This window comes from Pseudomonas delhiensis (assembly GCF_900187975.1).
In the GTDB taxonomy this organism is placed as follows: Bacteria; Pseudomonadota; Gammaproteobacteria; order Pseudomonadales; family Pseudomonadaceae; genus Pseudomonas; species Pseudomonas delhiensis.
Window position 1 is genome coordinate 111,998 of the sequence record NZ_FZPC01000006.1, and the last position, 19,416, is coordinate 131,413.

General features: G+C 69.1%; 21 protein-coding genes. 11 read left to right on the forward strand and 10 right to left on the reverse strand.

What is annotated here, in order from left to right; translation table 11 throughout:
• Nucleotides 1–605: 605 nt before the first annotated feature.
• Nucleotides 606–1,907, forward strand: a complete 1,302-nt coding sequence (locus tag CHC02_RS07135; protein ID WP_089390792.1) for an MFS family transporter — start codon at nucleotides 606–608, stop codon at nucleotides 1,905–1,907.
• A gap of 21 nt (nucleotides 1,908–1,928) precedes the next feature.
• On the opposite strand, the gene CHC02_RS07140 is transcribed toward CHC02_RS07135, so the two are convergent.
• Nucleotides 1,929–3,407: an MDR family MFS transporter gene (locus CHC02_RS07140; protein ID WP_089390793.1), complete on the reverse strand. Its 1,479-nt coding sequence runs from the start codon at nucleotides 3,405–3,407 to the stop codon at nucleotides 1,929–1,931.
• Between the two features lie 279 nt (nucleotides 3,408–3,686).
• Here CHC02_RS07140 and cfaB point away from each other — a divergent pair, with 279 nt between their 5' ends.
• Entirely contained in the window at nucleotides 3,687–4,871 is a 1,185-nt protein-coding gene (gene cfaB, locus CHC02_RS07145) for a C17 cyclopropane fatty acid synthase CfaB (protein ID WP_089390794.1), read from the forward strand.
• Between the two features lie 341 nt (nucleotides 4,872–5,212).
• Here the strand turns inward: cfaB and CHC02_RS07150 are convergent, their stop codons facing one another.
• Complete coding sequence (locus CHC02_RS07150) at nucleotides 5,213–6,664, reverse strand: aminotransferase-like domain-containing protein (RefSeq protein ID WP_089390795.1); 1,452 nt, start codon at nucleotides 6,662–6,664, stop codon at nucleotides 5,213–5,215.
• Between the two features lie 174 nt (nucleotides 6,665–6,838).
• Here CHC02_RS07150 and CHC02_RS07155 point away from each other — a divergent pair, with 174 nt between their 5' ends.
• Entirely contained in the window at nucleotides 6,839–7,069 is a 231-nt protein-coding gene (locus tag CHC02_RS07155) for a DUF1127 domain-containing protein (RefSeq protein ID WP_089390796.1), read from the forward strand.
• 3 nt (nucleotides 7,070–7,072) lie between these two features.
• Here CHC02_RS07155 and CHC02_RS07160 read toward each other — a convergent pair whose 3' ends face one another.
• Nucleotides 7,073–8,560 (reverse strand): YifB family Mg chelatase-like AAA ATPase, encoded by a 1,488-nt coding sequence (locus CHC02_RS07160; RefSeq protein WP_089390797.1) that lies wholly within the window; start codon nucleotides 8,558–8,560, stop codon nucleotides 7,073–7,075.
• Between the two features lie 178 nt (nucleotides 8,561–8,738).
• Nucleotides 8,739–9,005 carry an accessory factor UbiK family protein gene (locus CHC02_RS07165; RefSeq protein ID WP_089390798.1) on the reverse strand — a complete coding sequence of 89 codons (267 nt, stop codon included), beginning with the start codon at nucleotides 9,003–9,005 and terminating at the stop codon, nucleotides 8,739–8,741.
• A gap of 419 nt (nucleotides 9,006–9,424) precedes the next feature.
• Between CHC02_RS07165 and glnK the strand changes: the two genes are divergently transcribed.
• From glnK to sutA, 4 genes are all read left to right on the forward strand, one after another.
• On the forward strand, nucleotides 9,425–9,763 hold the full coding sequence (gene glnK / locus CHC02_RS07170; RefSeq protein WP_003457590.1) for a P-II family nitrogen regulator: 339 nt from the start codon (nucleotides 9,425–9,427) through the stop codon (nucleotides 9,761–9,763).
• Between the two features lie 34 nt (nucleotides 9,764–9,797).
• The gene (locus CHC02_RS07175) at nucleotides 9,798–11,132 is read left to right on the forward strand and encodes an ammonium transporter (protein WP_089390799.1); all 1,335 of its coding nucleotides are present in this window, start codon (nucleotides 9,798–9,800) and stop codon (nucleotides 11,130–11,132) included.
• Nucleotides 11,133–11,232: 100 nt separating this feature from the next.
• Complete coding sequence (locus CHC02_RS07180; protein WP_089390800.1) at nucleotides 11,233–11,658, forward strand: secondary thiamine-phosphate synthase enzyme YjbQ; 426 nt, start codon at nucleotides 11,233–11,235, stop codon at nucleotides 11,656–11,658.
• A gap of 77 nt (nucleotides 11,659–11,735) precedes the next feature.
• On the forward strand, nucleotides 11,736–12,056 hold the full coding sequence (gene sutA, locus CHC02_RS07185; protein WP_089390801.1) for a transcriptional regulator SutA: 321 nt from the start codon (nucleotides 11,736–11,738) through the stop codon (nucleotides 12,054–12,056).
• Between the two features lie 218 nt (nucleotides 12,057–12,274).
• On the opposite strand, the gene CHC02_RS07190 is transcribed toward sutA, so the two are convergent.
• The 6 genes from CHC02_RS07190 to lptM all read right to left on the reverse strand — a co-directional run bounded on the left by CHC02_RS07190 (nucleotide 12,275) and on the right by lptM (nucleotide 16,933).
• A complete protein-coding gene (locus CHC02_RS07190; RefSeq protein WP_089390802.1) occupies nucleotides 12,275–12,967 on the reverse strand; it encodes an HAD family hydrolase in 693 nt (230 codons plus the stop codon).
• Nucleotides 12,964–13,884, reverse strand: a complete 921-nt coding sequence (gene xerC, locus CHC02_RS07195) for a tyrosine recombinase XerC (RefSeq protein WP_089390803.1) — start codon at nucleotides 13,882–13,884, stop codon at nucleotides 12,964–12,966. The genes CHC02_RS07190 and xerC overlap by 4 nt, the downstream gene beginning before the upstream one ends.
• Before the next feature lie 81 nt (nucleotides 13,885–13,965).
• On the reverse strand, nucleotides 13,966–14,667 hold the full coding sequence (locus CHC02_RS07200; protein ID WP_089390804.1) for a DUF484 family protein: 702 nt from the start codon (nucleotides 14,665–14,667) through the stop codon (nucleotides 13,966–13,968).
• Between the two features lie 25 nt (nucleotides 14,668–14,692).
• Nucleotides 14,693–15,523, reverse strand: coding sequence for a diaminopimelate epimerase (dapF, locus tag CHC02_RS07205; protein ID WP_089390805.1), 831 nt, complete (start codon nucleotides 15,521–15,523; stop codon nucleotides 14,693–14,695).
• A gap of 10 nt (nucleotides 15,524–15,533) precedes the next feature.
• The gene (gene lysA / locus CHC02_RS07210) at nucleotides 15,534–16,781 is read right to left on the reverse strand and encodes a diaminopimelate decarboxylase (protein ID WP_089390806.1); all 1,248 of its coding nucleotides are present in this window, start codon (nucleotides 16,779–16,781) and stop codon (nucleotides 15,534–15,536) included.
• Between the two features lie 11 nt (nucleotides 16,782–16,792).
• On the reverse strand, nucleotides 16,793–16,933 hold the full coding sequence (lptM, locus tag CHC02_RS07215; protein ID WP_009614052.1) for an LPS translocon maturation chaperone LptM: 141 nt from the start codon (nucleotides 16,931–16,933) through the stop codon (nucleotides 16,793–16,795).
• Between the two features lie 386 nt (nucleotides 16,934–17,319).
• On the opposite strand from lptM, the gene CHC02_RS07225 reads away from it, so the two are divergent.
• The 4 genes from CHC02_RS07225 (at nucleotide 17,320) to rnk (ending at nucleotide 19,408) form a co-directional block, all read left to right on the forward strand.
• On the forward strand, nucleotides 17,320–18,369 hold the full coding sequence (locus CHC02_RS07225; RefSeq protein ID WP_089390808.1) for an AraC family transcriptional regulator: 1,050 nt from the start codon (nucleotides 17,320–17,322) through the stop codon (nucleotides 18,367–18,369).
• 9 nt (nucleotides 18,370–18,378) lie between these two features.
• On the forward strand, nucleotides 18,379–18,714 hold the full coding sequence (cyaY, locus tag CHC02_RS07230) for an iron donor protein CyaY (RefSeq protein ID WP_089390809.1): 336 nt from the start codon (nucleotides 18,379–18,381) through the stop codon (nucleotides 18,712–18,714).
• Entirely contained in the window at nucleotides 18,692–18,880 is a 189-nt protein-coding gene (locus CHC02_RS07235) for a DUF1289 domain-containing protein (RefSeq protein ID WP_089390810.1), read from the forward strand. Before cyaY ends, CHC02_RS07235 begins: the two co-directional genes overlap by 23 nt.
• A gap of 120 nt (nucleotides 18,881–19,000) precedes the next feature.
• On the forward strand, nucleotides 19,001–19,408 hold the full coding sequence (rnk, locus tag CHC02_RS07240) for a nucleoside diphosphate kinase regulator (protein WP_089390811.1): 408 nt from the start codon (nucleotides 19,001–19,003) through the stop codon (nucleotides 19,406–19,408).
• The last annotated feature ends 8 nt before the right edge of the window (nucleotides 19,409–19,416 follow it).

Sequence of the window (19,416 nt, forward strand, 5' to 3'; positions counted from 1 at the left end):
GGTGTGCAGGCGGCTGCGCGGGGCGCGCCGCGTTGTCGTTGTGCGCCCGCGGCGGCGGGGCCGCGCGCGGGCAGGCTCCATCCTGATGACGGCGGAATGACCCGGAGATGAGGCGGACATGACAATTCCGTCAGCCGGGCGGCGGCGGACGGGCACAAGGGCGACGACGGGGAGGTGGGGGCGGGGGGACCATTATCCCCCCGGTGCCTGCGCGTCCGGGGGTGTGGACGGGGCACCGAGGCTTTGCGGCAGGAGCCGCCCTGCGAGGGGAAGGTAATCGACCTTGTCTTGTGGACAAGGTCGGACCCTGCGGCCCACCGAGGGGTACCTGACAAGTAGTCCCGGCAGGCACGCGTGGGTGGCGAAACGATAGAAGCTGGCCTTGTGCCGGTCAATCGGAAATGCCGAACGGGCGTTCGATATTCGCCCTTTCAATGGCCGGGCCGCCGGCCATGGACGGGATTCATCGTTAGCTGGCTATCGGCAGGGGGCTATACTCCTGTAACAGATTGTGTCGGCAGGCCGCGGCCCGCCACACCTCGTCCGGTGGACAGGGACGGCCGCCGTACAACGCCAATAACAGCTTCATCGACGAGAGAACCCGCATGAACGCACCCATACCGCATTACTCTGCCGAAGAACGCACCCGACGCATCTTCGCCATCGTCGGCGCCTCCTCCGGCAACCTGGTGGAGTGGTTCGACTTCTACGTCTACGCCTTCACCGCCATCTACTTCGCCCATGCCTTCTTCCCCTCGGACAACCCCACGGTGCAGCTGCTCAACAGCGCCGGGGTGTTCGCCGCCGGCTTCCTGATGCGCCCGATCGGCGGCTGGATGTTCGGCCGCATCGCCGACAAGAAGGGGCGCAAGACGGCGATGATGATCTCGGTGCTGATGATGTGCGGCGGCTCCCTGGCCATCGCGGCGATGCCCACCTACGAGACCGTCGGCGTGCTGGCGCCGGCCGGCCTGCTGCTGGCGCGGCTGTTCCAGGGCCTGTCGGTGGGCGGCGAGTACGGCACCAGCGCCACCTACATGAGCGAGGTGGCGCTCAAGGGCCAGCGCGGCTTCTTCGCCTCCTTCCAGTACGTCACCCTGATCGGCGGCCAGTTGCTGGCGGTGCTGGTGGTGGTGATCCTGCAGCAGCTGCTGAGCAACGACGAGCTGCGCGCCTGGGGCTGGCGGATTCCCTTCGTGGTCGGCGCCATCACCGCGGTGATCGCCTTCTACCTGCGCCGCTCGCTCAGCGAGACGGCCAAGGACGAGAACCTGCACCGCAAGGAGTCCGGCACCCTCACCGAGCTGTTCGCCCACCACAAGCGCGCCTTCTTCACCGTGCTCGGCTTCACCGCCGGCGGCTCGCTGATCTTCTACACCTTCACCACCTACATGCAGAAATACCTGGTCAACACCGTGGGCATGGACGCCAAGGTGGCCAGCGGCGTGATGACCTTCGCGCTGTTCCTCTACATGTGCATGCAGCCGCTGTTCGGCGCCCTCTCCGACCGCATCGGGCGCAAGACCTCGATGCTCTGGTTCGGCGTGCTGGGCATGCTCTGCACCTGGCCGATCCTCTCGGCGCTCAAGACCACCACCAGCCCCTACCTGGCCTTCGCGCTGATCATCGCGGCCATGGCCATCGTCAGCCTGTACACCTCCATCAGCGGGCTGATCAAGGCGGAGATGTTCCCGCCGCAGATCCGCGCCCTGGGCGTGGGCCTGTCCTACGCGGTGGGCAACGCCATCTTCGGCGGCTCGGCGGAATACGTGGCCCTGGGCCTGAAGAACCTGGGCGTGGAGTCGTACTTCTACATCTACGTCTCGGTGATGTGCGGCGTGGCGCTGGTGGTCTGCCTGCTGCTGCCGGACCTGCGCAAGGTCAGCTACCTCAACGACGAGGACTGACCGCCCCCGGCCGGTGGAGGCTCAGTCCTCCACCTTGCCGCGCAGGCGGCTGTTGGGCAGCGCCAGGGCGATCAGCAGCGCCAGCACGCCGACGCCGGCATTGACCAGGAACAGCCGGCGGAACACCTCGTCCAGCAGCAGGCGGCGGTCCTCGTGGCCGGGGCCGGCGAGGCTGGCCAGCAGCTCGTTGGCCGACAGCCCGTGGCCGAAGCCCTCACCGGCCGCCAGCGGCTGCAGCATGGCCAGGAGGATCGCCGACATCAGGGCGACGCCCACCGCGCCGCCCAGGGAGCGGAACAGCGTGGTGTTGCTGGTGGCGACCCCCAGGTGGCGATGCTCCACGGCGCTCTGCGCGGCCACCAGGCTGGTGGGGAACTGGGTGCCGGCGGCGGTGCCGCACAGCAGCATGAACAGCCCCGACAGCCAGAAGCTGGACGGCGTGGTCAGGGCCAGGCCGGCCACCGCGCAGGGCAGCAGCAGCGCGCCGGCGACTATCTGCGGCTTGTAGCGGCCCAGCACGGTAGTCAGGCGGCCGCAGCAGTAGGCGCCGATGGGCACGCCCATGGCCAGCGGCAGCATGTGCAGCGCGGCGCTGTCGGCGCCGGCGCCGGTCACCGACTGGAAGCGCAGCGGCACCAGCACCGACAGCGAGATGATCTGGAAGCTGGCGAAGAAGCCGACCATCCAGCTCAGCGTCGCCGCGCGGATGGCGAACAGCTGCATGGGCACCAGCGGCTCGGCGGCGCGGCGCTCCTGCAGGACGAACAGCACCAGCAGCGCCAGGGCCGCGGCGAACAGGCCGAGCAGCCTGGCATCGCGCCAGTCGGCGCCCTGGCCGACGTCGGTGATGGCCAGCAGCAGGCTGCCCAGGCCCGCGATCATCAGCGCGGTGCCCAGGTAGTCGATGCGCGGCCGCCGGCCCGGCACCGGCAGGCCGACCAGGGTGCGCCGCGACACCGCGAAGGCCACCAGGCCCACCGGCAGGTTGATCAGGAACACCCAGCGCCAGGACAGGTACTCGGTGAGCAGGCCGCCCAGCACCGGGCCGGCGATGCTGGCCACCGCGTACATGCTGCTGAAGTAGCCTTGGTAGCGGCCGCGCTCGCGCGGCGGGACTATGTCGCCGATGATCGCCTGGCTCACCGACATCAGCCCGCCGGCGCCCACGCCCTGCAGCACCCGCGCCAGCACCAGCTGCTCCATGCTCTGCGCCAGGCCGCAGAGCAGCGAGGCGAAGGTGAACAGCGCGGTGGCGAAGAGCATCAGCCGGCGGCGCCCGTAGAGGTCGCCGAGCTTGCCGTAGATGGGCATGGAAATGGTCATGGCGACCATGTAGCCGGAGATCACCCAGGCCAGCAGGTCGAAGTTGGCGAAACCGGCGGAGATGGCGGGCAGCGAGACGGCGACTATGGTCTGGTCGAGCGCGCCGAGGAAGATCGCCAGCATCAGCCCGATGAGGATGGTGCGCACCGGCGGACGCGGCTGGCTGAAGGTATTCAAGAACCCCCCTTGGGCGTAAGGAAAATTCGTTGGGACGGGTTGGATGCTTAGCAGTCTAACGGATTGTGCCTGTGGCGCGCTGTCGCACTTTTGCAATCCGGGAAAGGCTCTATCTCGATATGGACAAGCTGACTGTCAGAAATCTCCTGCTACGCTTTTGCAGCGCTTCGTTCGCACCTGCCGCCGGATCCATCGATAGACGAAGGGCGGGAATCCTCATAGGGGAAGGCTATGGGAGTCCTGTTCTATAGTTTTTCTGTTCGTGACCAGGAGGAATGCATGAAAGCCAACCTGCCCTCTGAGTTGTTGTCCCTGCAGTTGCCGCTGCGCATCCGCATCGGCGAGGCCCAGGCCTTCGACCTCGGCCCGGACCCGCAGGTGACGCTGATCGTCCGCGATCCCACGCTGCTGACCGAGATCACCCACCCCAGCCTGGACGCCCTCGGCCGCGCCTACGTCGAGAAGCGCATGGACATCGAGGGGCCGATCGGCGACGTGATCGCCATGGGCGATGCCCTGAGCGAGGCCCTGGGCGCCGACGACGGCCCCACCGACTTCATTCGCGAGAGCCACGACAAGCGCACCGACGCCGAGGCCATCCACTACCACTACGACCTCTCCAACGACTTCTACCGGCTGTGGCTGGACCCGCAGATGGTCTATTCCTGCGCCTACTACGAGACCGGCACCGAGGACCTGGCCACGGCCCAGTTGGCCAAGCTGCGCCACCTGTGCCGCAAGCTGCGCCTGAAGCCCGGCGAGCGCCTGCTCGACGTCGGCTGCGGCTGGGGCGGCCTGGCCCGCCTGGCGGCGCGGGAGTTCGGCGCCCAGGTGCACGGCATCACCCTCAGCGAGGAGCAGCTCAAGCTCGGCCGCGAACGGGTCAAGGCCGAGGGCCTGGAGGGCAAGGTGACGCTGGAGCTGCTGGACTACCGCGACCTGCCGCGCGACGGCCGCTTCGACAAGGTGGTCAGCGTGGGCATGTTCGAGCACGTCGGCCACGCCAACCTGGGCATCTACTTCCAGCAGCTGTACGACGCGGTGCGCCCCGGCGGCCTGGTGATGAACCATGGCATCACCGCCAGGCACACCGATGGCCGCCCGGTGGGCCGCGGCGCCGGCGACTTCATCGACCGCTACGTGTTCCCCCACGGCGAACTGCCGCACCTGTCCCTGGCGGTGGCGCGCATGAGCGAGGCGGGCCTGGAAGTGGTCGACGTCGAGGGCCTGCGCCTGCACTACGCGCGCACCCTGGATTTCTGGAGCGCCAACCTGGAAGCGAAGCTGGCCGAGGCGGCCAGGCTGGTCCCCGAGCAGGCCCTGCGCATCTGGCGCCTGTACCTGGCCGGCTGCGCCTACGGCTTCAAGAAGGGCTGGATCAACCTGCACCAGATCCTCGCCAGCAAGCCCCACGCGGACGGCAGCCACGAGGTGCCGTGGAGCCGGGGGGACATCTACGCCTGAGGCCTGGGCGGATCGCGGACGGAGTCGCTCCTGCAATGGAACGCCATGCTTCCCGGTGGCCCTGCCCGCGAAATCGCGCGCAGGGCGCGCTCCTACAGGGGAATGGTGCGGGTGGGGTGGCGTAGGCGTGGATCTCATCCGCGAATCGCGCCGGTGGTTCCGGCTATCGCGGACAAGGTCCTACGCTCCAGGCGAGCATGGCTTCTCGTAGGAGCGAGCTTGCTCGCGAACACACTCCACTGCGGGGCCCATTCGCGAGCAAGAGCCAGGCGCCCCCCTCGATCCTACGAAGAGCATCTCGGCGCGGGTCGCAAGACAGTTGCTCCTACGTCCGTGCCTCCTCATGCCAGGGCTGTGTCTTCCCCGGCCTCGGCGTGCAGTTCCTCCACCAGCCGCGTGGCGCAGGCGCCGACCTTGCGCACGGCTTCTTCGATGCGTGGCAGGTCGCGGTTGGAGTAGTTCAGGCGCAGGCAATTGCGGTACTTGCCGGAGGCCGAGAAGATGCTGCCGGCCGCCACCTGCACGCGTTCGGCCTGCAGTTCGCGGTTCAGCCGCACGCTGTCGAACTGCGGGTGCAGTTCCGCCCAGAGCATGAAGCCGCCCTGTGGCCGGGTGGCGCGGGTGCCCTCGGGGAAGTAGCGGGCGATCCAGTCGGTCATCAGGTCGCGGTGGCGCTGGTATTGGGCGCGCATGCGGCGGATGTGCGGCTCGTAGTGGCCGCCGCCGACGAACTCGGCCAGGGCCATCTGCGGCTGCGGCGCGCAGGTGCCGCTGGCGATGTACTTGAAGTGGAGGATGCGGTCCAGGTAGCGCCCCGGCACCACCCAGCCGGTGCGCAGGCCCGGCGCCACCGTCTTGGAGAAGGAGCTGGCCAGCAGCACGCGGTCGTCTGTGTCGAACGACTTGATGCTGCGCGGCCGCGGGTAGGCATAGGCCAGCTCGCCGTAGATATCGTCCTCGAGGATGGGCACGTCGTAGCGCTGGGCCAGGCTGAGCAGGGCGCGCTTGCGCGCGTCGGGCATGATGTAGCCCAGCGGGTTGTTGCAGTTGGGGGTGAGCAGGATCAGCTTCACCGGCCATTGCTCCATGGCCAGCGCCAGGGCTTCCAGGCTCACCCCGTTGGTCGGGTCGGTGGGGATTTCCAGGGCCTTCAGGCCGTACGCCTTGAGCGCCTGCATGGCGCCGTGGAAGCTCGGCGAGTCGATGGCGACGATGTCGCCCGGCTGGCAGATGGCGCGCAGGGTGATGGCCAGGGCCTCCTGGCAGCCGGTGGTGACGACGATTTCGCTGGGCGGCACCTGGCAGCCGGAGTCCAGCATCAGCCGGGAAATCTGTTCGCGCAGGGCCAGCGAGCCCTGGATGCCTTCGTAGCCCAGGGCCTGCAGGTCGGTGCGCCGCGCGGCATTGGCCATGGCGCGCTGCAGCGGTTTGAGCGAAGGGCTGGCGATGTCCGGGGTGCCGCGGCCGAGCTGGACGAAATCGCCGCCGGGGGCGCGGCGCACCTGCTCCAGCACCTGGTCCCACTGCGAGACGTCCACCGGCCGCTGCGCCGGGCGGGTCATCGCCGGCATGGCCGGCTGCGGGCGTCGTTCGGGGACGAAGAAGCCGGACTTGGGCCGCGGCTCGACCAGCCCCGCATCCTCCAGCACCCGGTAGGCCTGCTGCACGGTGCTGATGCTGACGCCGTGCTCCTCGCTCAGCGCGCGCACCGAGGGCAGGCGGTCGCCGGGGCGGTAAAGCCCCTGCTCGATGCGTTCGCCCAGGGTGCCGGCCAGTTGTGCGTAGCGCTTCATGACAGTTGCCCCGTGCCGCGCCATGGCGGCGAAGACCAGTACAGATCGGGCAAAAATACGCCATTCAGTTGGTTTTTTCCGCTTTCTGTATGGAAAAAATTCCATTTCTTTGAATCTGTAATGAAGCCAGCCCATTCGCCACCCTATCCACAGGCTCGGAGAAGGAGGGGCGACATGAACGGCATGACAGATGTGCGCTTGACCCTGCACCAGCGCGAACTGCTCGGCCTCGACGACGGCAAGCTGGCCCCGCGCGGCCCGGCGGAAAGTCGCTGGCGGCAGTTCTGGCGGCGGGTGCGCACGCGCAGGCAACTGCTCGAACTCAGCGACGAACAGCTGCGCGACATCGGCATTTCCCGCGAGCAGGCGCGCATCGAGGCGCTGCGGCCGTTCTGGCGCTGCTGAGCTTCAGTGCCCGGCGCGGTATTGCAGGGCTTCGGCCAGGTGCGCCCGGGCGATGTGTTCGGCGCTTTCCAGGTCGGCCAGGGTGCGGGCGACCTTGAGGATGCGGTGCAGGGCGCGCAGGGACAGGTCCAGGCGTTCGCCGGCGGTTTCCAGCCAGGCCTGGTCCTGGCCGTCCAGTGCACAATTCTGGTGCATCGCCTTGAGGTCGAGAACGGCGTTCGCGCAACCCTGCCGCGCCAGCTGCCGCTCGCGGGCGCGGGCCACCTGCGCGGCGACCTCGGCGCTGCCCAGGCTGCCCTCCTGGGGGGCGAGGCGCGTGGTCTCGCGGCCCACTGTCAGGTGCAGGTCGATGCGGTCCAGCAGCGGGCCGGACAGCTTGGCGCGGTAGCGCTGGATCTGCTCCGGGGTGCAGCGGCAGCGGCCGCTGGGGTCGCCGAGGTAGCCGCAGGGGCAGGGGTTCATCGCCGCCACCAGTTGGAAGCGCGCCGGGAAGCGCACCCGGCCGTTGGCCCGGGCGATCACGATTTCCCCACCTTCCAGGGGCTCGCGCAGCACTTCCAGGACCTTGCGGTCGAACTCCGGCAACTCGTCGAGGAACAGTACGCCTTCGTGGGCCAGGGTGATCTCCCCCGGTTGCGGCCGGCTGCCGCCGCCCACCAGCGCGGCGGCCGAGGCGCTGTGGTGCGGCTGGCGGAACGGGCGCTGCGGCCAGTGCGTCAGCGGCCCGTGCCCGGACACGGAGTGGATGGCCGCCACCTGCAGCGCCTCGTCTTCGCTCAGCGGCGGCAGAAGCCCTGGCAGGCGGCTGGCCAATAGCGTCTTGCCGGTGCCCGGCGGGCCGCTCAGCAGCAGGTTGTGCGAGCCGGCGGCGGCCACCAGCAGGGCGCGCTTGGCCGCGGCCTGGCCCTGGACCTCGGCGAGGTCGGGATAGGGCGGGGTTTCCCGCAGCAGGCCGCGGGCCTGGTAGGGCGCCAGGGGCGCCTGGCCGGTCAGGTGCGCGGCCAGCTCCAGCAGGTGGCCCACGGCGTAGACGGTCAGGCCGCTGGCCAGGCTGGCTTCCTCGGCGTTTTCCTTCGGCACCACCAGGGCGCGGCCCGCCGCGCGCGCCGCCAGGGCGGCCGGCAGCACGCCCTGGACCGGGCGCAGGGCGCCGGACAGGGCCAGTTCACCGAGGCATTCCAGGCCGTCCAGGTTGGCGCCGGCCAACTGGCCGTTGGCGGCGAGCAGGCCCAGGGCGATGGCCAGGTCGAAGCGCCCGCCGTCCTTGGGCAGGTCGGCCGGGGCGAGGTTGAGGGTGATGCGCCGGGCGGGGAATTCGAAGCCGGCGTTGAGGATGGCGCTGCGCACGCGGTCCTTGCTTTCCTTGACCGCGGTTTCCGGCAGGCCCACCAGGGTCAGCGACGGCAGGCCATTGGCCAGGTGCGCCTCGACGGTGACGCCGGGGGCTTCCACGCCCACCTGGGCGCGGCTGTGGACGATGGCCAGGGACATGGCAGGGCGCTTCTTCCGGATCGAACCCCGAGTTTAGGAGGTCACCGATGCCGGGGTCATGCTCGCTGCCGCTGTAAGGGCGCTAATGTCCGGTAGGAAACTTCTCGTTGGTCAGGGGCAATGGAAGGGCGCTTTCGTAAGCAGGCCCCCTGTCGATGCCGTGCAGCCAGGCGCCGGGTCATTCGGCCTCGGCGGGCGGCGCGAGCCTGGCCTCCAGTTCGGCGACCTTGGCTTCCAGCGCCTCCAGGCGGGCGCGGGTGCGGGCGAGCACCACCATCTGGCTGTCGAACTCGTCGCGGCTGACCAGGTCGAGCTTGCCGAAGGCGCTCTGCAGCAGGACCTTGAACTGCGCCTCCAGCTCGGCGCGGGGCAGCGGCGATTCACCGCCGAAGAGGCGGCTGGCCTGTTGGCCGAGGGCGTCGAGGAAGGCTTTGGGCGGCAGCATGGTGGTGGTTTCCGCGGTGGACAGGGACGGCAGTCTACCACGCCGCTCCCTGGCGTCTGCCGGACGGATCGGCGGGCGCTGCACGATTTTTGCGCAGACCTGGCGGCATGACTGCCCGGTTCTGGTGCGCGACATGGCACCCGGCCATCGCCCCGGCGCCGCTGTTTTTCGCTAAGAGGCTGAATCGGCGGGCTTTTCGCCGAGCTGGCAAGGTTCCTGCTTCGGCGCTGGCATAGCGTGCACCGATGCAGGTCCGGTGCGGCTGGCGGAGCTGACGAGCGCTTCGCGGGAAGCGGCTGGAAGAGGTCGGGGTGCTGAGGTAGGGCGGCCGGCGCGTTACAAAGCCAGACACTGCGCTTAGACTTGTCCCCGGGTTCGTTTTCCTGGGGCGAGTCCACCAAAACACGGGAGAGAGTTTCATGAAGCTAGTCACAGCCATCATCAAGCCGTTCAAGCTCGACGACGTGCGCGAGTCGCTGTCCGAGATCGGCGTGCAGGGCATCACTGTGACCGAAGTCAAGGGCTTCGGCCGGCAGAAGGGGCACACCGAGCTGTACCGTGGTGCGGAATACGTCGTCGACTTCCTGCCCAAGGTGAAGATCGACGTGGCCATCGCCGATGACCAGTTGGACCGCGTCATCGAGGCCATCACCAAGGCCGCCAACACCGGCAAGATCGGCGACGGCAAGATTTTCGTCGTGAATCTGGAACAGGCGATCCGCATCCGTACCGGCGAGACCGGTACCGACGCCATCTAAGCCAACCGAACCCCCCGCCCCAGGAGAAACAACAATGACTCTGCGCAAGTTCGCAGGGCTAGGCGCCCTATTGCCCCTCGCAATGCCCGCACTGGCCATGGCCGACGAGGCCGCGGCCCCCGTCCTGAACAGTGGTGACACCGCCTGGATGCTGATTTCCAGCGCCCTGGTGCTGATGATGACCATCCCCGGCCTGGCCCTGTTCTACGGCGGCATGGTGCGCGCCAAGAACGTCCTGTCGATCATGATGCAGTGCTTCGCGATCACCGCGCTGATCAGCATCCTGTGGGTCGTCTACGGCTACAGCCTGGCCTTCGACACCGTCGGCATGGAGAAGGGCGTGATCAACTTCGCCTCCTTCGTCGGCGGCTTCGACAAGGCCTTCCTCAGCGGCCTGACCAGCACCGGCCTGACCTCCGCGGCGGCGCTGTTCCCGGAAAGCGTCTTCGTGATGTTCCAGATGACCTTCGCGATCATCACCCCGGCGCTGATCGTCGGCGCCTTCGCCGAGCGCATGAAGTTCTCCGCGCTGCTGATCTTCACCGGCCTGTGGTTCACCCTGGTCTATGCCCCCATCGCGCACATGGTCTGGAGCGGTGACGGCGGCCTGCTGTGGGACTGGGGCGTGCTGGACTTCGCCGGTGGCACCGTGGTGCACATCAACGCCGGTGTCGCCGGCCTGGTGGCCTGCCTGGTGATGGGCAAGCGCAAGGGCTACCCGACCGCCGCCATGGCCCCGCACAACCTGGGCTACACCCTGGTCGGCGCGGCCCTGCTGTGGGTGGGCTGGTTCGGCTTCAACGCCGGTTCCGCCGCCGCCGCCAACGGCACCGCCGGCATGGCCATGCTGGTGACCCAGATCGCCACCGCCGCCGCCGCCCTGGGCTGGATGTTCGCCGAGTGGATCACCCACGGCAAACCCAGCGCCCTGGGCATCGCCTCGGGCGTGGTCGCGGGCCTTGTGGCCGTGACCCCGGCCGCCGGCACCTGCGGCCCGATGGGCGCGATCATCCTCGGCCTGGCCGCCGGCGTGATCTGCTTCTTCGCCGCCACCAGCCTCAAGCGCGCCATCGGCTACGACGATTCCCTGGACGCCTTCGGCGTGCACGCCGTCGGCGGCATCGTCGGCGCCCTGCTGACCGGCGTGTTCGCCGCGCCGGCCCTGGGTGGCTTCGGCACCGTCACCGACATCGGCGCCCAACTGTTCATCCAGTTCAAGGGCGTGGCCTTCACCATCGTCTACACCGGGATCGTCAGCTTCGTGATCCTCAAGGTGCTGGACCTGGTCATCGGCCTGCGCGTCACCGAGGAAGAAGAAACCGTGGGCCTGGACCTGGCCCTGCACAACGAGCGCGGCTACAACCTGTAGGTTCGCTCGGGTTCGACGAAGGGCGCCCTCGGGCGCCCTTTGTTTTTTCCTGCGCTTCGCTAGAATGCGCCCCGATCGGTAGCCAACAGGAGGCCCCGCCATGTGGCAGCAGACCCTGATCACCCTGCGCCCGCGGTCGCGCGGTTTCCACCTGGTCACCGACGAGGTACTGGCGGCATTGCCGGACCTGGCGCGTTGCCGGGTCGGCCTGCTGCACCTGCTGTTGCAACACACCTCGGCGTCGCTGACGCTGAACGAGAATGCCGACCCCTCGGTCCGGCGGGACTTCGAGCGATTCTTCAATCGCCTGGTGCCGCAGGGCGAGCGTGGCTACGAGCACGATTACGAAGGGCCGGACGACTTGCCCGCGCACTTCAAGGCCAGCCTGCTGGGCTGCCAGCTGACCCTGCCGGTCAGCGCCGGGAGACTGGCGCTGGGCACCTGGCAGGGCATCTACCTGGGCGAACACCGCGATCACGGCGGGCCGCGCAAGGTGCTGGCGACCCTGCAGGGCGAGGCTCTGTGAATTTTTTCCGGCAGCGTTCGTCAAAGCGCGCGGCTGGGCTATAACTAACCTGCTTTGCAGCACCACGAGGTTGAATAATGAGCGACGAAGAACTGGAACAAGACGAGCTGGAAGGTGGCGACGAGGACGACGGCGAAGAGCTGGCCGCGGCTGACGATGGCGACGCCGAAGGCGATGCCGACGAGGCCCCGGCTTCCTCTGGCGGCAAGAAAGCCAAGGCGGCCGTAGAGGAAGAGGAACTGCCCTCGGTCGAGGCCAAGCAGAAAGAGCGCGACGCCCTGGCCAAGGCCATGGAAGAGTTCCTCTCCCGTGGTGGCAAGGTCCAGGAGATCGAGCCCAACGTGGTCGCCGATCCGCCGAAGAAACCGGACAGCAAATACGGCAGCCGCCCCATCTGAGGGCGACGTCGTGAAGAAGCCCGCCCTCCCCGCCAGGGGAGCGGCGGGCTTTTTCTTTGTGCCCAGACCAGACATCTTTTTTGGGTTCCCGCGTTCGCGGGAATGACGATTGGTAGAGAGGTGTGGAACAAAGGTTCGCGAGCAAGCTCGCTCCTACGGGAGCGCATCCCCGCTACCCGTCCAGCCGTAGGGCGCATGACCGTTTGCGGTTATGCGCCCTACAGCCGCGCCAGCACCCCGGGCAGTTCCGCGAGGCTGTGGATGATCGCGCTGGGGGCTTCCTCGCCGTCCCAGGCCTTGCGCGCCGGGTTGAACCAGATGGCCTGCAGGCCGGCGCGGCGGGCGCCGGCGATGTCCTCGCTGGGGTGGTCGCCGATGTGCACCGCCTGCTGCGGCGCCACGCCGGCGCGCTTGAGCGCTTCCCGGAAGGGTTTCGGGTCGGGCTTGCCGATGCCCAGTTCCTCGGCGCACAGGGCGAACTGGAAGTAGTCGGCCAGGCCCAGGCGGCGCACGTCGGCGTTGCCGTTGGTGAGCACGCCGAGGATGAAGCGGTTGGCCAGGGCTTCCAGGGTCGGGTGCACCTCGGGGAACAGGCTGACCTGGTGGCGCGCGTGGAGGAAGACCTGGAAACCGGCCTCGGCCAGGTCCGCCGCTTCCGCCTGTGGATAACCGGCGTCGAGCAGGGCGTGCAGGAGGATGCGCCGGCGCAGCTCGCTCAGGCGGTGCCTGAGCATCGGGTCCTGCTGCATCAGCCGCGCGCGGATCGCCCACAGGTGCTCGATGGGCACCGGGCCGAGCTGCGCGGCGTTCGCCGCCAGCCATTCGCGCAGGGTGGCCTCGGCGCTGTTCATCACCGGGGCGACATCCCAGAGGGTGTCGTCGAGGTCGAAGGTGACCAGCTGGATACTCATTCCTCGGCTCCTGTATCGCTGTCTTTCCTGCCGCGCCGGGCGCGGGGGTGGGCCTGGTCGTAGACCTTGGCCAGGTGCTGGAAGTCCAGGTGGGTGTAGATCTGCGTGGTGGCGATGTCGGCGTGGCCGAGCAGTTCCTGCACCGCGCGCAGGTCCTGGGAGGATTCCAGGATATGGCTGGCGAAGGAATGCCGCAGCATGTGCGGGTGCAGGTGCTGGCCCAGCTCGCGCACGCCGGCCTGGCGCACGCGCAGCTGCACGGCGCGCGGCGTCAGGCGCTTGCCGCTGTGGCCGACGAACAGCGCGCGGTCGGCCGGGCGGGCCTGCTCGCGCAGCGGCAGCCAGTCCTCGATGGCCCGGCGCGCGGCGCGCCCCACCGGCAGCTCGCGGACCTTGTTGCCCTTGCCGAGCACCCGCACCAGTCCGGCGGACAGGTCCAGGCCATCGAGGTCCAGGCCGACCAGCTCGGACAGGCGCAGGCCGGAGGAGTAGAACAGCTCCAGCATGGCCTGGTCGCGGCGGGCGATGAAGTCGTCCTCCAGGGCGCCGTCGAGCAGTTGCCCGGCGCGGTCGGCATCGAGGGTGCGCGGCAGCTTGCGCGCGGCCTTGGGCGCGGCCAGGCCGTCGGCGGGGTTGTGCCGGCAGCGGCCCTCGCGGATCAGGTACTGGTAGAGCCCGCGCACCGCCGAGAGCAGCCGCGCCAGGCTGCGGCTGGCCAGGCCCTGGGCATGCAGGCGGGCGACCTGCGCGCGCAGCTCGCGCACCTGCAGGTCGGCCCAGTCGGCGATGCCGTTCTTCTCGCACAGCGCCACCACCTTGAGCAGGTCGCGCTGGTAGCCGGCGAGGGTATGCGCGGACACCTGGCGCTCGCTGCGCAGGTGTTCGAGGAAGGCATCGATGTCAGCTACAAGCTTCAAGCTCAAGCTCCAAGTGAAAAGCCCGGCTTCCACCGCGTCGCTCTGCTTGCGGCTTGAAACTTGAGGCTTGCCGCCGCCTTTCTAGCGTACCGACCGCAGCGGCGTGGAGAAGCGCGGCAGGACGCGGGCCAGGACCTCGGCCACGTAGCCGAGGAACAGGGTGCCGAGGGAGCTCTTGTAGTGCTGCGGGTCCGGGCTGCCGATGGCCAGCACGCCGTGCAGGCCCTGGTAGTTCAGCGAGACCACCGCCGCCGAGCCGACGCCGTCGCGCTCGGCTTCGCCGAACAGGAAGGCCAGCTCGTGGGGGCGCAGCACGCCGCACACGGTCTTGCCGCCGGAGAGCAGGCCGCCGATGGCCTGGTGCGCCTCGGCGCTGCTCACCGAACGGCCCACCGGCAGGTTGTTGTCGCTGAACAGGATGAAGCTGACGTAGGGCACCTGGAATTCGTGGCGCAGGCTGTCTTCCACGGTGCTGACCACGTCCTCCAGGCTGGTGGTGTCGAGCAGGTCGAGCACCAGGCGGCGGGTCTTGTCGAACAGCCGGTCGTTGTCGCGGGCCACGTCCATCAGCTGCGCCAGGCGGTGGCGCATCTCGATGTTGCGCTCGCGCAGCAGGCGCACCTGGCGCTCCACCAGCGAGACGGCGTTGCCGCTCTCGTGGGGGATGCGCATCTCCGGGATCAGCTCGTCGTGCTCGACGAAGAATTCGGGATGCTGGCGCAGGTACTCGGCGACCTGTTCGGCATCCAGCGGCGGGCGGTGTTCCGGGCTGTTCTCGGTCATGGGCGTCTCGGCTTGGCGTCTCGGGTTACAGGCGGACCTGGCCTTCGTACACCCGCACGGCGGGCCCGGTCATCATAACCGGCTGGCCGGGGCCTGCCCACTCGATGTTCAGGCGGCCGCCCGGCAGGTCGATCTGCACCGGCGAGCGCAGCCAGCCCTGGCGGATGCCGGCCACCGCGGCGGCGCAGGCGCCGGTGCCGCAGGCCAGGGTCTCGCCGACGCCGCGTTCCCACACGCGCAGGCGCGCATGGTTGGCGTCGAGCACCTGGAGGAAGCCGATGTTGGCCTTGGCCGGGAAGCGCGGGTGCACCTCCAGTTGCGGGCCCAGGGTGCGCACCGGGGCGGTGTCGACGTTGTCCACCCGCAGCACGCCGTGGGGGTTGCCCATGGAGATGGCGGCCAGCTCGACGCTCTGCCCGTCGACGTCCAGGGTGTAGCTGGCGGCCTCGGCGTCGGCGACGAAGGGCACCTGTTCCGGCGCCAGGCGCGGCGCGCCCATGTCCACGGTGACCTGGCCGTCGTTGGCGACGCTGAGCTCGATGATGCCGCCCTTGGTCTCGACGCGGATGGTCTTCTTCATGGTCAGGCGCTTGTCCAGCACGAAGCGGGCGAAGCAGCGCGCGCCGTTGCCGCACTGTTCCACTTCGCTGCCGTCGGCGTTGAAGATGCGGTAGCGGAAGTCGACGTCGGGGGTGCCCGGCGGCTCGACGATCAGCAGCTGGTCGAAGCCGACGCCGGTGTTGCGGTCGCCCCAGGTCTTGACGTGGCGGGGCAGCACGTGGGCGTGCTGGCTGACCAGGTCGAGGACCATGAAGTCGTTGCCCAGCCCGTGCATCTTGGTGAAGCGCAGTAACATGGTCTCGGCCTCACTCCGGCAGCAGGCTTTCGCCGGCGTAAAGCTCCTGGACGGTCTCGCGGCGGCGCACCTCGAAGGCCCGCTCGCCATCCACCAGCACCTCGGCGGCGCGGCCGCGGGTGTTGTAGTTGGAACTCATGACGAAACCATAGGCGCCGGCCGAGCGCACCGCCAGCAGGTTGCCTTCCTCCAGGGCCAGCTCGCGGCCCTTGGCGAGGAAGTCGCCGGTCTCGCAGATGGGGCCGACCAGGTCGTAGGTGCGTTTCTCGCCGGCGCGCGGTACGACCGGGCTGACTTCCATCCAGGCCTGGTACAGCGCCGGGCGGATCAGGTCGTTCATCGCCGCGTCGATGATGGCGAAGTCCTTGTGCGCGGTGTGCTTGAGGTACTCCACGCGGGTCAGCAGCAGGCCGGCGTTGGCCACGATGTAGCGGCCCGGCTCGAACACCAGGGTCAACTGGCGGCTGCCCAGGCGCTCGCGGACGGCGCGGATGTAGTCGCTGGCCGGCGGCGGGGTTTCGTCGCGGTAGCGCACGCCCAGGCCACCGCCCAGGTCCAGGTGGCGGATGGCGATGCCGCGCGCGGCCAGGCGGTCGACCAGCGCCAGCAGGCGGTCGAGGGCGTCGAGGAAGGGTTCGAGCTGGGTCAGCTGCGAGCCGATGTGGCAGTCCACGCCCTTCACGTCCAGGTTCGGCAGCTCGGCGGCGCGGGCGTAGATGGCCTCGGCATCGTCGATGTCGACGCCGAACTTGTTCTCTTTCAGCCCGGTGGAGATGTAGGGGTGGGTCTGGGCGTCCACGTCCGGGTTCACCCGCAGCGACACCGGCGCCTTGACGCCCAGTTCCGCGGCCACTTCCTGCAGGCGCTCCAGTTCCATGGTGGATTCGACGTTGAAGCAGTGCACGCCCACTTGCAGGGCGCGGCGCATGTCCTCGCGGGTCTTGCCGACGCCGGAGAACACCACCTTGGCCGGGTCGCCGCCGGCAGCCAGCACGCGTTCCAGCTCGCCGCGCGAGACGATGTCGAAGCCCGAGCCCAGGCGCGCCAGGACGTTCAGCACGGCCAGGTTGGAGTTGGCCTTGACCGCGAAGCAGACCAGGTGCGGCAAGCCCTGCAGGGCGTCGGTATAGGAACGGAACTGCTGCTCGATGTGAGCGCGCGAGTAGACGTAGGTGGGCGTGCCGAAGCGCTCGGCGATGGCCGACAACGCCACGCCTTCCGCGAACAGTTGCCCGTCACGGACGTTGAATGCCTCCATGTGCTGCTCCCTTACAGACCGTAGCGGTCCTTGCTGTGCTTGCTTTGGGCTTGCTGGTCGTCCGGCAGGTACAGCGGGCCTTTCTGGCCGCAGCCGGCGAGCGCGGCGCTGAGCACGGCGAGCGCGACGAAGGGAAGAAGCAGTCGCTTCATGGCGGAATCCTTGTGATCAAAGCGTAATTGCCCCGGAGTATACCGGCCCCCCGGCGCCTTGCCTATGCGAGCGGACTCCCGCCCGGCGGGCCTTGCAAAGGGGCCGGCGGGGGCTGCTCGCAGCCGCGACGGCGCCTGTTCCAGCGCGAGTACGGCACCTGCTTCGACCCTCTCGCGCGGTCATGCGACGGATAGGTGGCTGCGCGCCGGAACAGTCCCGTCCCTTCGGGTTGCGCGGAAAATGTCGCCATGCGTCGTTGCGGGACTTGGCAAGGGGCGGCCATTCCCGGCGTCCCGCGTCTAGCCCGACGACATTTTTCGCGGCAACGCGGTTTGCGATCAGCCCCCGCCAGCCCCTAGCATCTGAAGGAAAAAACGGAGGATCCATGCAAGCCCCCGTCCCACTCGCCGGCTCCATCTCCATCGCCTACGTGCAGGGCCTGGTGGACCACCTCGAACGTCGCGGCGTGGCGCCGCAGCGGCTGCTGGCCGGCGCCCGGCTCGACCCGGCAGTCCTCGACCAGCGCGAGGCGCGCATCGCCGCCAGCGTCTATGTCGACCTGCTGGAGCTGGGCTTGGCGCTGAGCGGCGACGCCGACCTCGGCTTGCACCTGGGCGAGGCGGTGCGCCCCGGCCACTTCGGCGTGCTCGGCTACCTGCTGATGAGCTGCGCGACCCTCGGCGACGCCCTGCATCGCCAGGCCCGCTACGCCGAGCTGGTGGGCAGCCTGGGCCGCGTCGAGCTGGCCGACGAGCCGCCGCGCGCCGGCCACGAGCCGCTGGTGCGGCACCGCTGGGAGCCGTTGCTGCCACGCCAGCAGCGCCAACTGGCGGAGGAGACCCTGGCCTGCTGGCTGCGCTTCGGCCACTGGATCAGCGGCCGCGACCAGGCGCCGCTGGAGGTGCGCTTCCGCCACCCGGCGCCGGCCGACACCGCCGAGCACCGGCGCATCTTCCGCTGCCCGGTGCTGTTCGGCCAGGCGGACAACGCCCTGGTGTTCCCCCGGCGCCTGCTGGCGCTGCCCCTGGAGCAGGCCGACAGCCAGATCCAGCGCACCCTCGATGCCTACGCCGGGCGCCTGCTGGAGAGCATCCGCCGTGGCGACGGCGTGCTCGAACGGGCCCGCCAGTGCCTGGCCGAGCGCCTGCCGGAGCAGGCGGTCGACCTCGAGGCCCTGGCCGGCGAGCTGGCCCTGAGCCCGCGCACGCTGCAGCGCCGCCTGCGCGACAGCGGCCTGTCGTTCAGCCGCCTGGTGGACGAGACGCGCCAGCAGTTGGTGCTGCACCACCTGCGCGACCCGGCGCTGGAGCTGGCCGACGTCGCCAGCCTGGTCGGCTTCAGCGAGACCGGCTCGCTGGCCCGGGCCTTCCGCCGCTGGACGGGGCAGAGTCTTGGGCAATACCGGCGTACACTGCAGCCTTTGGCAGATTCCTGAGGACAATGCATGAGCAGCATGAGCGAAGCCCGTTTCCACGACCTCGTCGACGAGGTGCTGACCACGGTGGAGGACGCCTTCGATGACAGTGACCTGGACGTGGACCTGGAGAATTCCGGCGGCGTGCTGACCGTGCGCTTCGAGAACGGCAGCCAACTGATCCTCAGCCGCCAGCCGGCGCTGCGCCAGCTGTGGGTGGCGGCGCGCTCCGGCGGTTTCCACTTCGACTACGACGCGTCCGGCAGCCTGTGGCTGAGCGACAGCGCCCGCGAGCCGCTGGGCGCGCTGCTCAACCGAGCGACCCTGGAGCAGGCGGGCACGGATGTCGAGTTCCCCGGCCTCTGAGGCGCCGGTGCCCTCGCCCTGCTGCCGGCGCTGCTGCCTGGACGAGGGCGACGTCTGCCTGGGCTGCGGCCGCAGCCTGGCGGAGATTCTCGAATGGAACCAGGCCGACGGCGCGCGCCGCCGGCAGATCGTCGAGGCCGCCCTGGCGCGCCGCAAACCGCTGTAGCCGGCCCCCTGACCGGGTGGTATTGCTTATTCGCGGCACTGTGTTAGTGTCCGCTGAAAACCCCGCCTTGGGCGGGGTTTTTCTTTTTTCGATCCACTGCCAAGGAGTCTGCCGGCCATCATGACCACCACGCCGCCCATCACCGTTACCCGTCTCGACCTGCAACGTCTGGAGCGCCTGCTCGACAGCCTGGATGAGTACGGTCCCGCCGCCGAAGCGCTGGAAGCCGAGCTGTCCCGCGCCAACGTGGTCGGCCACGACGAGGTGCCGCCGGGCGTGGTGACCATGAACTCCAGCGTGCGCTGCCGCGAGGAAGGCAGCGGCAAGGAATACCTGCTGACCCTGGTCTACCCGGAAGACGCCGGCGGCGAAGGCAAGGTATCCATCCTCGCGCCGGTGGGCACCGCGCTGCTGGGCCTGACCGTCGGCCAGAGCATCGACTGGCCGGCCCCGGGCGGCAAGACCCTCAAGCTGAGCCTGCTGGACATCACCTACCAGCCAGAAGCCGCCGGCGACTACAACCGCTAGGCCTCCCC

Coding starts and splice junctions, on each gene's coding strand:
- CHC02_RS07150 (WP_089390795.1), bottom strand. CDS start 6,664: ATGAAGCGCTACGCACAACTGGCCGGCACCCTGGGCGAACGCATCGAG.
- cfaB (WP_089390794.1), top strand. CDS start 3,687: ATGAAAGCCAACCTGCCCTCTGAGTTGTTGTCCCTGCAGTTGCCGCTG.
- lptM (WP_009614052.1), bottom strand. CDS start 16,933: ATGAAGCGACTGCTTCTTCCCTTCGTCGCGCTCGCCGTGCTCAGCGCC.
- CHC02_RS07200 (WP_089390804.1), bottom strand. CDS start 14,667: ATGACCGAGAACAGCCCGGAACACCGCCCGCCGCTGGATGCCGAACAG.
- sutA (WP_089390801.1), top strand. CDS start 11,736: ATGAGCGACGAAGAACTGGAACAAGACGAGCTGGAAGGTGGCGACGAG.
- CHC02_RS07160 (WP_089390797.1), bottom strand. CDS start 8,560: ATGTCCCTGGCCATCGTCCACAGCCGCGCCCAGGTGGGCGTGGAAGCC.
- cyaY (WP_089390809.1), top strand. CDS start 18,379: ATGAGCAGCATGAGCGAAGCCCGTTTCCACGACCTCGTCGACGAGGTG.
- CHC02_RS07180 (WP_089390800.1), top strand. CDS start 11,233: ATGTGGCAGCAGACCCTGATCACCCTGCGCCCGCGGTCGCGCGGTTTC.
- CHC02_RS07155 (WP_089390796.1), top strand. CDS start 6,839: ATGAACGGCATGACAGATGTGCGCTTGACCCTGCACCAGCGCGAACTG.
- CHC02_RS07225 (WP_089390808.1), top strand. CDS start 17,320: ATGCAAGCCCCCGTCCCACTCGCCGGCTCCATCTCCATCGCCTACGTG.
- lysA (WP_089390806.1), bottom strand. CDS start 16,781: ATGGAGGCATTCAACGTCCGTGACGGGCAACTGTTCGCGGAAGGCGTG.
- rnk (WP_089390811.1), top strand. CDS start 19,001: ATGACCACCACGCCGCCCATCACCGTTACCCGTCTCGACCTGCAACGT.
- dapF (WP_089390805.1), bottom strand. CDS start 15,523: ATGTTACTGCGCTTCACCAAGATGCACGGGCTGGGCAACGACTTCATG.
- glnK (WP_003457590.1), top strand. CDS start 9,425: ATGAAGCTAGTCACAGCCATCATCAAGCCGTTCAAGCTCGACGACGTG.
- CHC02_RS07165 (WP_089390798.1), bottom strand. CDS start 9,005: ATGCTGCCGCCCAAAGCCTTCCTCGACGCCCTCGGCCAACAGGCCAGC.
- CHC02_RS07235 (WP_089390810.1), top strand. CDS start 18,692: ATGTCGAGTTCCCCGGCCTCTGAGGCGCCGGTGCCCTCGCCCTGCTGC.
- CHC02_RS07135 (WP_089390792.1), top strand. CDS start 606: ATGAACGCACCCATACCGCATTACTCTGCCGAAGAACGCACCCGACGC.
- CHC02_RS07190 (WP_089390802.1), bottom strand. CDS start 12,967: ATGAGTATCCAGCTGGTCACCTTCGACCTCGACGACACCCTCTGGGAT.
- CHC02_RS07175 (WP_089390799.1), top strand. CDS start 9,798: ATGACTCTGCGCAAGTTCGCAGGGCTAGGCGCCCTATTGCCCCTCGCA.